The organism is Nocardioides turkmenicus (assembly GCF_011045035.1).
Taxonomy (GTDB): Bacteria; Actinomycetota; Actinomycetes; order Propionibacteriales; family Nocardioidaceae; genus Nocardioides; species Nocardioides turkmenicus.
In genome coordinates, this window is sequence record NZ_JAALAA010000015.1 from 98,112 (window position 1) to 110,214 (window position 12,103).

Sequence of the window (12,103 nt, forward strand, 5' to 3'; positions counted from 1 at the left end):
GTATCAGGCGCTGCCCAGCAGCCCGAGAACCGTGAGGACGTCGTCGCTCGTGGTCTGCCACGACGTCACGAACCGCACCTGGCCGTCGAGGCGGTGGAACAGCACGCCGGCAGCCTCCAGGCGGTCGGCGGTCTCCTCTGGGAGGTCCACCCAGGCCAGGTTGGCGTCGACCGAGTTGGTGATGCGTACGCCGGCCTTCCGGAGGCCCTCGGCGAGCTCCGCCATCCTCTCGTTGGCGTTGCGGGCGTTGCGGAGCCAGAGGTCGTCGGTGAGGTAGGCGAGCAGCTGGGCCGACTGGTAGCGCATCTTCGAGGTGACGTGGCCGCTGCGCTTGGTGCGGTAGACCAGCTCGTCGGCGGGAGCGTCGGTGAAGCAGACGATGGCCTCGGCCGAGAGGGCGCCGTTCTTGGTCGCGCCCAGGGAGAGTACGTCGACCCCGGCCCGCCAGGTGAGGTCGGCCGGGGTGGCCCCGGTGGCCACGACGGCGTTGGCGAAGCGGGCCCCGTCGAGGTGCACCCGCAGGTCGCGGGTCTTGGCGATCGCGGTGAGCTCGGCGATCTCCGCGACGGAATAGACCGTGCCGTAGTCGGACGGCGAGGTCAGCGAGAGGACGGCCGGCTGGGAGTGGTGCGGGTCGCCCCAACGTACGCCGTCGAGATGGGCCTGCAGGGCCTCGGGCGCCAACTTGTAGTTCTCGCCGGCGATGCCCGTCATCACCGCGCCGCCGCTGAGGAACGACGTCGCGCCGCCTTCGGAACCGAGGATGTGGGCGGTCTCGTGGCACACCACCGAGCCCCAGGGCGGGGTCAGCGCGGAGAGCGAGAGGGCGTTGGCGGCGGTGCCGCTCAGCACGGGGAAGACGCGCGCGGTCGGGTGCTCGAAGAGATCGCGGACCCGGTCCTGGAGCGCGGCGGTCACCTCGTCACCTCCGTAGGCCAGCGCGGAGCCGGAGTTGACGGCGCCCATCGCCTCCAGTATCGCGGGGGAGACGGCGGCGGCGTTGTCAGAGCGCAGTTCGACGGTCACGGTCCTATTCTCGCCATGACGGCTCCACTCGTTCGAGGGAGGGCCGAAATCCCGTACGTACGCGATATATCGCTATGACAGAATGGCGGCTGTGACGACGCTGAGTGTGCTGGACGAGGTCACCTGGGCAGGTGAGCCTGTGGCCGGCGAGCGGACCCGGGCGCTGCTGCGTGCGTTGGTGGAGGCCGGCCCGCGAGGTGCTTCCGAGGCTGCTCTGGTCGAGGAGATCTGGGGGCGTGACGACGTCCCGGCCAACCCGTCGAAGGCGCTCCAGGTCGTCGTCTCCCGCGCCCGGACCGCGACCGCGGCCGGCGCGATCGAGCGTACGCCGCGGGGCTACCGCCTCGGCCTCGACACGGACGAGGTCGACGCCTGGTCGCTACGCCCGCAGGCGCTGCGGCTGGCCGCCGAGAAGCGCTACGCCGAAGCGCTGCCGCTCCTCGAACGACTCGACCGGAGCGATCCCGACGAGGAGGTCACCGAGGCGATGCTGCGGGCGCTCGCCGCGGTGCACGGCGCTCCGGCGGCGCTGGAGCGGTTCGAGACGTACCGGTCCGGGCTGGCCGACGGGCTCGGCGTCGACCCGAGCCCGCGCCTGCGGGCGGTCCATGCCGAGCTGCTCGCGCGCGACCGTCCGGTGCGCTCGGGGCTGCGCCACGACACCGACGTGCTGATCGGCCGCGAGCAGGACACCGCTGAAGTCTCCGCGCTGCTCAAGGGTTCGCGGGTCGTCACGATCCTCGGGCCCGGCGGGCTGGGCAAGACCAGCCTGGCCCAGGTGATCGCCCACGGCGCCGAGCAGCCGGTGGTCCACGTCGTCGAGCTGGTCGGCGTGACCGCTCCCGACGACCTGGTCAGCGAGGTCGGATCGGCCCTGGGCGTCCGTGACTCGGTCGCCCATCGCGACCGGCTCACTCCCGAGCAGCGGGCCGACGTACGCTCCCGGATCGCGCAGCAGCTGGACGGCCCGCCCACGCTGCTCGTGCTCGACAACTGCGAGCACATCGTGGCGGCCGTCGCCGACCTGGTCGCGTTCCTGGTCGCGACGGTGCGCGACCTGACCGTCCTGACCACCTCGCGGAGCCCGCTCGCCATCGGCGCGGAGCGGGTCTACCCGCTCGGCCGGCTCGGGACGTACGACGGCAGCGAGCTGTTCCGGCGCCGAGCCGTCGCCGCGCGACCTGGCGTCCATCTCGACGAGGACCGGGTCGACGAGATCGTCACCCGTCTCGACGGCCTGCCGCTGGCGATCGAGCTGGCCGCGGTCAAGGTGCGGGCGATGTCGGTCGACGACATCGCCCGGCGGCTGGAGAACAGGTTCGAGCTGCTCCGCGGCGGCGACCGCAGCGCGCCCGACCGCCACCAGACCCTGGTCGCGGTGATCGACTGGTCCTGGAACCTCCTCTCCGAACGCGACCGGCGGGCGATGCGCTGGCTCTCGGTCTTCCACGACGGGTTCACCCTCGCCGCCGCCGAGGCGATGCTCGGCGCCGACGCGTTCGCCGCGATCGAGGAGCTCGTCGACCAGTCCCTGCTCACCGTCGTCGAGGCGCCGACGGGCTTCCGCTACCGGATGCTCGAGACCGTGCGCGAGTTCGGCCGGATGCAGCTGATCGACGCCGGCGAGGACGGCGCCGCCCGGGCGGCGCAGCGGGCCTGGGCCGCGGCGTACGCCGATGCCGGAGCGGGTCGGATCTACTCCCCGGAGCAGTTCGACGCCATGGACGAGCTGCGCGCCGAGGAGAGCAACCTGGCCGACATCCTGCGCCAGGTCCTCGCCGACGACGAGGCCGAGAACGTCATCCGGCTGTTCTGCGCGCTCGGCGTCTTCTGGACCATCGCGGGCGAGCACCAGCGCGTGATCATGCTGGCCGGGCCGGTCGCCGACTTGCTCGCCGAGTGGGAGCCGCCCGCCGACCTCCTGGAGAAGACCCGGCTGGTCCTGGCGCTGCTGCTCTTCGGCGCCGCGGTCACCGGCGGGACCGGCCTGGAGCGGCTGATGGCCATCCTCGACCGGGTCGGCGCCGATGCCGCCGACCCGCAGCTGAGGGTGATGCTCCAGGTCATGCAGGCGATGGCCACCACCATCGCCCGCGCGGGGTCCGGCGATCCCGGCCGGCCGCTGGCGGAGGAGCTGACCAACCTGGTCGCCGACCCCGACCCCGAGGTGCGCGCCCGCGCCTACACCTTCCTCAGCCACGAGCGGGAGAACCTCGGTGACCCCGAGGGCGCGATCGCCGCGGGGACGGAGGCGTTGCGCCTCACCGGCACCGCTGGTGGGCCGTGGCCGCGGGCGATGCTGCATGCTCAGCTCAGCGGCCTCTACGCCCAGCTCGGCCGCCTCGGCGAGGCCGCCCATCACGCCCAGGAGGCCGTCCCGGTCCTGCGCCGTCTCGGTGCCGACGACGACCTCGTCCAGACCCACGCGGTCCTGGTGACGTACGCCGTGGAGCAGGGGAGGCTCGAGGAGGCCGCCGACATCCTCGCCGAGCTCTCCGACGAGCAGCCGCGCGGCGGCTTCGGCTCCCGTGGTGCCGTCCACGGCGCCCGGGCGCAGCTCCTCCTGGCCGAGGGACGGGTTCGCGAAGGCCTGGCGCTGTTCCGTCAGGTGGTGGCGACGATGGGCGAGCTGCCGTTCCCGGGTTATGCCGACGACCCCGACCTGGTGCCGTGGCGGGTGGCGGCCGAGGCGGTCACCGTGGTCGCCTGCGCGCGCCACGGCGAGGGCGCCGACGGCTCGGACATCTTCGACGTACTGATGGCGAAGGCGCCGCGCCTGGTCTCCAAAGAGCGCCACAGCCAGGACTACCCGGTGACCGGCATGCTGCTGCTCGCGCTGGGCCTGTGGGGCCTGCTGCGGGACGCGCTGCCGCGCGACGAGTCGGTGCGGCTGGTGGCCTTGGCCGAGCGGTTCGGCTACTCCCGATCGTTCCTCGACATGCGCTGGGAGCTCGCCGTCGCCGACGCCGAGCGGCTCGCGCCCGGCATGCTCGAGCGGATCTCGGCGGAGTACGGCGAGCGCCGCGGGCCCGCCCTGATGGACGAGGCCCGCGACGTCGTGGAGCGCGTGGCTCAGAGGAACTTGCTGTAGCTCCTGACCGAGATGGGCGCGAAGACCGCGACCACCGCCGCGCAGCCCACGAGAGCCCATACGACGCTCAGGGTGACGTCGCCGGCGTTCATCAGGTCGCGGGTGGCGTTGATGACCAGGGTGACCGGGTTGACGTCGACGAAGGCCTGCAGCCAGCCCGGCATGGTCTCCTTCGGCACGAACGCGGGGGAGAGGAAGGTCAGCGGGAACATGATCATCATCCCGGTGCCCTGGACGCCCCCGGCGGACTTCATGATCGTGCCGAGCCAGGTGAAGATCCAGCTCAGCGACCAGCCCGCGAAGATCGTCAGCGCCCAGCCGGCGAGCACCCCGCCGACCCCGCCGCCCGGACGGTAGCCCATCGCCAGGCCGACCGCGATCGTCAGCGTCGCCGCTATCCCGTAGCGCAGCAGGTCGGCGACCGCCGGACCCGCCAGCGGCGCGATCCGCGCGATCGGGAGCGCCTTGAACCGGTCGAAGACGCCCTTGTCCATGTCCTCGCGCAGCTGGGTGCCGCGGGACATCGAGGCGGTCAGCGCCGTCTGGGCGAGGATGCCCGTGATGATGGTCGGTAGGTACGCCTTCACGTCCCCGGAGATCGCGCCGCCGAAGATGTAGGCGAACATCGCCGTGAACAGCAGCGGCTGGATCGTCACGTCGAAGAACTGCTCCGGGTTGCGCATCATCTTGAGGTACGCCCGGTGGGCCATGGTCAGCGTCTGGCTGATCGTCTCACCCACACCCGGGTGGGCCTTGAGCGGTCGGTCGGCCACGGCGTACGTGGAGATCAGTGCAGCCATCTCAGGCCACCTCCTCGGGGATGTCGGTGTGGTTCGCGGCGTGGGCGGGGCCGTCCGGGTTCTCGGCGCTCTCGGTGCCGTGGCCGGTCAGGGCGAGGAAGACCTCGTCGAGCGTCGGCTGCTGCACGTTGGCGGTCGTGATGGAGATGCCTGCGTGGCGGAGGCCGATGAGCACGTCGGCGGCCCGGTCGGCATCCGCCAGCGGTACGTTGACGCCGCCGGCCTCGGGAGTCAGCACCGGGCGCTCGCCGGTGACCTTCTCGGCCACGGCAGCGGCGGCGGCCACTTGGTGCTTGTCGCTCAGTCGCAGGTGGAGCGTGGAGCTGCCGACCGAGGTCTTCAGCTGCTCCGAGGTGCCTTCGGCGACCTTGGCGCCGCGATCGATGACCGCGATCCGGTCGGCCAGCTGGTCGGCCTCGTCGAGGTACTGCGTGGTCAGCAGGACGGTGGAGCCGCCGGCGACCAGCGTACGGATGGTGTCCCACATCTGGCCGCGGGTGCGCGGGTCCAGGCCGGTGGTCGGCTCGTCGAGGAAGATGAGCGGGGGACGGGACAGGAGCGAGGCCGCGAGGTCGAGGCGGCGGCGCATGCCCCCGGAGAACTTCGAGATCTGCCGCTTGGCGGCCTCCTGGAGGCCGAAGGACTCCAGCAGCTCCTCGGAGGCGGCCCGGGCGGCCTTGCCCGACATGCCGAGCAGCCGGCCGAAGAGGACCAGGTTCTCGGTGGCGGTGAGGTTCTCGTCGACCGAGGCGTACTGGCCGGTGACGCCGACGAGCTGGCGCACCTGGTGGGGGTTCGCCTTGACGTCGACCCCGAAGATCTCCGCCTTGCCGGCGTCGATCGGGAGCAGGGTCGCGAGCATCTTGAGGGTGGTGGTCTTGCCGGCGCCGTTGGGACCCAGCACGCCGAAGACCTCGCCGCGGCGGATCTCGAGATCGATCCCGTCGACCGCAGTGAAGTCTCCGAAGGTCTTGACCAGACCCGAGGCCGATACGGCCAGTTCGGTGGTTGTCATGCTCCCACGGTGAAGGGCCCCGGTTTCAGGGCGCCTTCACCGTGGTTTCACGACGCTGCGGCGGGTTTCAGCGGGCCGCGTCCAGGCGCGCCAGCACGTCGTCGAGGTCGTCGCCGACCACCAGCGACTCGGCGGGGGAGCCGTGCAGGAACCCCGCCTCGGCGATGCGCTCCATCATCTCCACGAGCGGGTCCCAGAAGCCGTCGATGTTGAGCAGGCCGACCGGCTTGCCGTGCAGCGACAGGGTCTGCCAGGTCCAGACCTCGAAGAGCTCCTCGAGGGTGCCGATCCCGCCGGGGAGGGCGAGGAACGCCTCGGCCCGCTCGGCCATCATCGCCTTGCGCTCGTGCATGGTGTCGACCACGATCGTCTGCATCCCCGGCGCGCCTTCGACGCGACCCCACTCGCGTTCGACCATGAACCGCGGGATCACGCCGAAGACCTTGCCGCCGCCGTCGATGGCGCCCTGCGAGATCTGGCCCATCAGGCCACCGCCGCCCGCGCCGTAGACCAGCTCGATCCCGCGCTCGGCGAGCCCCTTTCCGACCGCATAGGTCTTTCCTGCGAGCGTCGGGTCGTTGCCGTCGCGGGAACCGAGAAAGACCGCCAGGTGCTTGATCATGCGGAGAGATTAGTCGTCCGTGATCGCCTGGTTCGTCAACGCCCGGAAGCGCTCGTAGATGTCCCTGTCGCCGGTCACCTGGATGCCCTCGTCGTCGCGCCGGCGCCACAGCCAGGCGTCGAGGTCTGCGGCCGGCCCCTCGATGACGACGGCCGGCTCGGTGCCGGCGGGGACGTCCTCGGCGGGGACGACGCTGATGTCGGGCTCGTTCTCGAGGCGGTCGCCGTTGGGGCGGGTGCCGGAGACGAGGCCGAGTTGCACCCAGGTCCGGGTGTCGGTGTCGACGGCGTCGACGCGCACGTGGTCGTCGCTGCCCGCGAAGGTCGCCCAGTCGGGCTTCCCGCCGTAGAACACGTCGAGGAGCTCGTCGATCCCGTCCGCGGCGAGCGCGGGGTCGAGCGGCGTCACCGCGCCGGCGGTGAGCTCGGCGTCGAGGCGGTGGATGAGGATCTCGTGGGCCTGCCTGCGATAGGTGAAGCCAGCGGTCTGGTCGTTCGACCACGACCAGGCGGGCTCCTCGGGCGCGGTCTCCTCGAGGGTCTTGATGAACCTGGCGTTGAGCTCGTCGAAGCGGGCGAGGAGGTCCTGGTAGCTCGCGTCTTGCGGGCGCTCGAGCTCGGTGAAGGTCTCCTCGGTCGGCTCCGCGGGACGGCTCTCCAGGACGTACGTCCAGAAGTGCTGCACCTCCGCGGCGACGTGCCACAGCAGGTCGGCGGCGGTCCAGTCCGGGGCGGTGGGGACCGGGGCCGTGGGGTCGGTGTCTGCCAGCACGGCACGGAAACGGGCCGACTCGGACCGGATGTGGTCGAGGTAGGCGGCGGGGGTGAGACGGGACATGCAGCGAACCATAGGTGTCACAGCCCCTCCTCTGCCTCTGGGTTTTCTTCTCCGGCTGTCTCAGGGGGCGAACACGCTTTGCGAGATGCATGCAGGGTGACGTATGTTCATGCATATGACGAAGAAGCGCGTCGCCGTCGCCGGTGCCAGTGGATATGCCGGAGGTGAGCTGCTCAGGCTGCTGCTGGCCCACCCCGAGGTGGAGATCGGCGCCCTGACCGCCGCCTCCAGCGCGGGCAAGACCCTGGGGAGCCTCCAGCCCCACCTGCTCCCGTTGGCAGACCGAGTGCTGGAGCCCACCAACGCCGAGACCCTCGCCGGTCACGACGTCGTCTTCCTGGCGCTGCCGCACGGGGAGTCCGGTCCGATCGCCGCGAGCCTGCCCGACGACGTGGTCGTGATCGACTGCGGCGCCGACTACCGGCTCGCCGACGCCGAGACGTGGGCGAAGTTCTACGGCACCGACCACGCCGGCACCTGGCCCTACGGGCTTCCCGAGCTTCCCGGACAGCGGGAGACCCTGTCCGGGGCCAACCGGATCGCGGTGCCCGGCTGCTTCCCGACGGTCTCCACCCTCGCCCTGGCCCCTGCCGTCGAGTCGGGCATCGTCGAGCCCGAGGTCGTCGTGGTCGCCGCCACCGGCACCAGCGGCGCGGGCAAGTCCTCCAAGCCCCACCTGATCGGCGCCGAGGTCATGGGCAACGTGAGCGCCTACGGCGTCGGCGGCGTCCACCGCCACACCCCCGAGATCGTCCAGAACCTCGCCGGGCTGGTCGACGGCGAGGTGTCGGTCTCCTTCACCCCGGTCCTGGTGCCGATGCCGCGGGGCATCCTGGCCACCTGCTCGGCCAAGCTCGCGTCCGGCGTGACGGCGGCGGATGCCCGCGGCGTCTACGAGAAGGCGTACGGGGACGAGCCGTTCGTCCACCTGCTCCCCGAGGGCCAGTGGCCCCAGACCCAGGCCGTGCTCGGCTCCAACGCGGTCCACCTGCAGGTGGCCGTCGACGAGGCCGCCGGGCGGCTGGTCGTGGTCGGGGCGGAGGACAACCTCGCCAAGGGCACCGCCGGCGGAGCGATCCAGTGCATGAACCTCGCCCTCGGTCTCGAGGAGGCCGCCGGCCTGTCGACCGTAGGGGTGGCCCCGTGATCGATCTGGAGACCGTCTCGCACGAACCCGGTCGCCCCGACCCCGCCAAGGCCCGCACCCTCGCCGGCGCCCTGCCGTGGCTGAAGGAGTATCACGGCAAGATCGTGGTGGTGAAGTACGGCGGCAACGCCATGACCGACGACACCCTCAAGCGCGCCTTCGCCGAGGACATCGCCTTCATGCGGTTCGCCGGCTTCAAGCCGGTCGTCGTCCACGGCGGCGGCCCGCAGATCTCCAGCATGCTCGACCGGCTCGGCATCGAGTCGGAGTTCCGCGGCGGGCTGCGGGTGACCACCCCCGAGGCCATGGACGTGGTCCGGATGGTCCTGGTCGGCCAGGTGCAGCGCGAGCTCGTCGGCCTGATCAACGAGCACGGCCCGCTGGCCGTCGGGCTCTCCGGCGAGGACGCCGGGCTCTTCACCGCCGAGCCGGCCAGCACGGTCGTCGACGGCGAGGAGGTCGACCTCGGCCAGGTCGGCGAGGTCGTCGACGTGCTTCCCGCCTCGGTCCTCGACATCATCGAGGCCGGCCGGATCCCGGTCGTCTCCAGCGTCGCTCCCGACGCCGACGGCGTGATCTACAACGTCAACGCCGACCGCGCCGCCTCGGCCCTCGCCGTCGCACTGGAGGCCGAGAAGCTGCTGGTCCTCACCGACGTCGAGGGTCTCTACCTCGACTGGCCCGACCCCGAGGAGGTCATCGGCGAGATCAGCCCCGAGGCCCTCGAGAGCATCCTCCCCGACCTCGCCAGCGGGATGATCCCGAAGATGAGCGCCTGCCTCGAGGCGGTCAAGGGCGGCGTCAAGCGCGCCACCGTCGTCGACGGCCGCGAGCAGCACGCCGTGCTGCTGGAGCTGTTCACCGCCGAGGGAGTCGGCACCCAGGTGCTCCCCGGCGTCACCACCAAGACCCGCAAGGCAAGGGAGCTGGACAGATGAGCACGTACGGAGAGCGCTACGCCGCCTCCCTGATGAACACCTTCGGCGCTCCCAAGCTGGTCCTCACCCGAGGCGAGGGCGCCCACGTGTGGGACGAGAACGGCAAGGAGTACGTCGACCTGCTGGCCGGCATCGCGGTCAACGCCCTCGGCCACGCCCACCCGGCCCTGGTCTCCGCGGTGACCTCCCAGATGCAGTCGCTGGGTCACGTCTCCAACTTCTTCACCTCCCACCCGCAGGTCGAGCTGGCCGAGGCGCTGCTCGCCCGGGTCCCCGGCGGGGAGACCGGGCGGGTGTTCTTCGCCAACTCCGGCACCGAGGCCAACGAGGCCGGCTTCAAGCTGACCCGGCGCACCGGCCGCACCCACATCGTGGCTGCTCAGGGCGCCTTCCACGGCCGCTCGATGGGTGCGCTCGCGCTGACTGCCAAGGAGGCCTACCGGGCGCCGTTCGAGCCGCTGCCGGGCGAGGTCACCTTCGTCCCCTACGGCGACGCGTCCGCGTTGGCGGCCGCGGTGACCGACGAGACCGCCGCGATCATCCTGGAGCCGATCCAGGGTGAGGCCGGCGTCATCGTGCCGCCCGCCGACTACCTGGCGGCCGCGCGAGCGGTCGCCGACGAGCACGGCGCGCTGCTGTGGCTCGACGAGGTGCAGTCGGGTCTCGGCCGCACCGGCCGCTGGTTCGCCCACGAGACCTCCGGCGTGACCGCGGACATCGTCACCCTGGCCAAGGGCCTCGGCGGCGGCTTCCCGATCGGCGCCTGCATCGGCCTCGGCCGCGCGGCCACGCTCTTCGAGCCCGGCAACCACGGCACCACCTTCGGTGGCAACCCGGTCGCCTGCGCCGCCGGTCTCGCGGTGATCGAGACGATCGAGTCCGAGGGACTCCTCGAGCACGTCACCGTGCTCGGCCAGAAGCTGCGCGACGGGCTCGCCGCCGACCCGCGGGTCGCGCGGGTCGACGGCGAGGGGCTGTTCATCGGCGTCGTGCTCGCCGGTCTCGACTCGGGTGCCGTCGCCGCGGCCGCCCTCGAGGCGGGCTTCATCCTCAACAACGCCACGCCCGAGCGGATCCGGCTCGTGCCGCCGCTCGTGCTCACCGAGGACGACGCCGAGGCGCTGCTGGCCGCCTGGCCCGCCATCCTCGACCAGGCGGAGGGGGCGAAGTGACCAGACACTTCCTTCGCGACGACGACCTCACCCCGACCGAGCAGGGCGTGGTGCTGGCGCTCGCAGCGGCGATGAAGCAGGACCCGTACGCCGCCAAGCCGCTCGCCGGCCCGGTGACCGTGGCCACGATCTACGACAAGCCGACGCTGCGTACGCAGGCATCCTTCTCCTCCGGGATCGCCGAGCTCGGCGGCCACTCGATGCTCGTCGACGGCCGCCTGGCCGGGATCGGTGAGCGGGAGTCCGTGGCCGACGTCGCCCGGGTGCTCGGCCGGCAGGCGGGCGAGATCGTGTGGCGTACGTTCGCGCAGAGCGACCTCGAGGAGATGGCCGCCCACTCCGGGGTGCCGGTCGTCAACGCGCTCACCGACGAGTTCCACCCCTGCCAGCTGCTCGCCGATCTGCAGACGCTGCGGGAGCACAAGGGGGCGCTGTCCGGGCTGACCGCGGCGTTCCTCGGCGACGCGGCCTGCAACATGGGCAACTCCTGGGCCCTGGCCGGGGCCACCGCCGGGATGCACGTCCGGTTCGGCGCGCCGGAGGGCTACGCCCCCGACGCGGACGTCCTGGTCCGGGCCAAGGAGATCGCCGAGGAGACCGGCGGCTCGGTCTCGGTGACCTCTGACCCGGTCGCGGCGGCAACGGGTGCCGACGTACTCATCACCGACACCTGGGTCTCGATGGGCAAGGAGAGCGAGGCGGCCGCCCGGGTCGAGGTGTTCTCGCCCTACGCGCTCACCACCGAGCTGCTCGGCCACGCCGACCCCGAGGCGGTCGTGCTCCACTGCCTGCCTGCCTACCGCGGCAAGGAGATCGAGGCCGAGGTGCTGGACGGGCCGCGGAGCCTGGTGTGGGACGAGGCCGAGAACCGCCGCCACGCCCAGAAGGCGATCCTGGCCTTCCTCTGGGAGCGACGATGACGACCAACGAGACCCACCGGCCCGCGACGAAGGGCGCCCGGCAGTCCTTGATCGTCGACATCATCTGGAGCCGGGAGATCCGGTCTCAGACCGAGCTCTCCGAGGCGCTGCTGGCCCACGGGGTCAACGTCACCCAGGCGACGCTCTCGCGCGACCTGGACGAGCTCGACGCGGTCAAGGTGCGAGCGCCCTCCGGGGCGCTGGTCTACGCGGTCCCCGGTGAGGGCGGCGACCGCACCGCGGTGGCGCCGGGGGAGTCCGCGAGCGGGCGCAGCAAGCTCGGCCGACTCGCCCGGGAGCTGCTGGTGAGCGCCGACGGGAGTGCCAACCTGGTGGTGCTGCGTACCCCTGCGGGCGGAGCCCAGTACTTCGCTTCCGCGATCGACCGGGCCGAGTATCCCGACATCCTCGGCACCATCGCCGGCGACGACACCGTGCTCGTCATCGGCCGCGAGCCGAAGGGCGGAGCGGCGCTCGTCGAGCGTTTTCTCAGCCTCGCCGGCAAGACGACAGACATTCAGTAGAGCTTTCAGAG

The 12,103-nt window shown here is 71.7% G+C and carries 11 protein-coding genes; 6 read left to right on the forward strand and 5 right to left on the reverse strand.

Going from position 1 to position 12,103, the window contains the following annotated elements; all coding sequences use genetic code 11:
• Positions 1-3: 3 nt before the first annotated feature.
• On the reverse strand, positions 4-1,026 hold the full coding sequence (locus G5C66_RS17810; RefSeq protein ID WP_165112294.1) for a beta-eliminating lyase-related protein: 1,023 nt from the start codon (positions 1,024-1,026) through the stop codon (positions 4-6).
• A 91-nt stretch (positions 1,027-1,117) separates the two neighbouring features.
• On the opposite strand from G5C66_RS17810, the gene G5C66_RS17815 reads away from it, so the two are divergent.
• Complete coding sequence (locus tag G5C66_RS17815) at positions 1,118-4,117, forward strand: BTAD domain-containing putative transcriptional regulator (RefSeq protein ID WP_206444241.1); 3,000 nt, start codon at positions 1,118-1,120, stop codon at positions 4,115-4,117.
• Here the strand turns inward: G5C66_RS17815 and G5C66_RS17820 are convergent.
• The 4 genes from G5C66_RS17820 to G5C66_RS17835 form a co-directional block, all read right to left on the reverse strand.
• Positions 4,099-4,917 (reverse strand): ABC transporter permease, encoded by an 819-nt coding sequence (locus tag G5C66_RS17820; RefSeq protein ID WP_165112296.1) that lies wholly within the window; start codon positions 4,915-4,917, stop codon positions 4,099-4,101. The genes G5C66_RS17815 and G5C66_RS17820 overlap by 19 nt on opposite strands.
• Position 4,918: 1 nt before the next feature.
• The gene (locus G5C66_RS17825; protein ID WP_165112297.1) at positions 4,919-5,932 is read right to left on the reverse strand and encodes an ATP-binding cassette domain-containing protein; all 1,014 of its coding nucleotides are present in this window, start codon (positions 5,930-5,932) and stop codon (positions 4,919-4,921) included.
• 67 nt (positions 5,933-5,999) lie between these two features.
• Positions 6,000-6,554, reverse strand: a complete 555-nt coding sequence (locus G5C66_RS17830) for an LOG family protein (RefSeq protein ID WP_165112298.1) — start codon at positions 6,552-6,554, stop codon at positions 6,000-6,002.
• Positions 6,555-6,563: 9 nt separating this feature from the next.
• A complete protein-coding gene (locus G5C66_RS17835) occupies positions 6,564-7,391 on the reverse strand; it encodes a maleylpyruvate isomerase family mycothiol-dependent enzyme (protein WP_165112299.1) in 828 nt (275 codons plus the stop codon).
• Positions 7,392-7,500: 109 nt separating this feature from the next.
• On the opposite strand from G5C66_RS17835, the gene argC reads away from it, so the two are divergent.
• The 5 genes from argC to G5C66_RS17860 are packed head-to-tail and all read left to right on the forward strand — an operon-like array spanning position 7,501 to position 12,092.
• A complete protein-coding gene (gene argC / locus G5C66_RS17840) occupies positions 7,501-8,538 on the forward strand; it encodes an N-acetyl-gamma-glutamyl-phosphate reductase (protein WP_165112300.1) in 1,038 nt (345 codons plus the stop codon).
• A complete protein-coding gene (argB, locus tag G5C66_RS17845; protein WP_420901745.1) occupies positions 8,535-9,476 on the forward strand; it encodes an acetylglutamate kinase in 942 nt (313 codons plus the stop codon). The genes argC and argB overlap by 4 nt, the downstream gene beginning before the upstream one ends.
• A complete protein-coding gene (locus G5C66_RS17850; protein ID WP_165112301.1) occupies positions 9,473-10,648 on the forward strand; it encodes an acetylornithine transaminase in 1,176 nt (391 codons plus the stop codon). The genes argB and G5C66_RS17850 overlap by 4 nt, the downstream gene beginning before the upstream one ends.
• Entirely contained in the window at positions 10,645-11,568 is a 924-nt protein-coding gene (argF, locus tag G5C66_RS17855; RefSeq protein WP_165112302.1) for an ornithine carbamoyltransferase, read from the forward strand. Before G5C66_RS17850 ends, argF begins: the two co-directional genes overlap by 4 nt.
• A complete protein-coding gene (locus G5C66_RS17860) occupies positions 11,565-12,092 on the forward strand; it encodes an arginine repressor (RefSeq protein WP_165112303.1) in 528 nt (175 codons plus the stop codon). The genes argF and G5C66_RS17860 overlap by 4 nt, the downstream gene beginning before the upstream one ends.
• The last annotated feature ends 11 nt before the right edge of the window (positions 12,093-12,103 follow it).

What these genes read in the sequence shown, in the direction of transcription:
- G5C66_RS17820 (WP_165112296.1), bottom strand. Translation starts at nt 4,917, where the DNA reads ATGGCTGCACTGATCTCCACGTACGCCGTGGCCGACCGACCGCTCAAG.
- G5C66_RS17825 (WP_165112297.1), bottom strand. Translation starts at nt 5,932, where the DNA reads ATGACAACCACCGAACTGGCCGTATCGGCCTCGGGTCTGGTCAAGACC.
- G5C66_RS17830 (WP_165112298.1), bottom strand. Translation starts at nt 6,554, where the DNA reads ATGATCAAGCACCTGGCGGTCTTTCTCGGTTCCCGCGACGGCAACGAC.
- G5C66_RS17835 (WP_165112299.1), bottom strand. Translation starts at nt 7,391, where the DNA reads ATGTCCCGTCTCACCCCCGCCGCCTACCTCGACCACATCCGGTCCGAG.
- argC (WP_165112300.1), top strand. Translation starts at nt 7,501, where the DNA reads ATGCATATGACGAAGAAGCGCGTCGCCGTCGCCGGTGCCAGTGGATAT.
- G5C66_RS17850 (WP_165112301.1), top strand. Translation starts at nt 9,473, where the DNA reads ATGAGCACGTACGGAGAGCGCTACGCCGCCTCCCTGATGAACACCTTC.
- G5C66_RS17860 (WP_165112303.1), top strand. Translation starts at nt 11,565, where the DNA reads ATGACGACCAACGAGACCCACCGGCCCGCGACGAAGGGCGCCCGGCAG.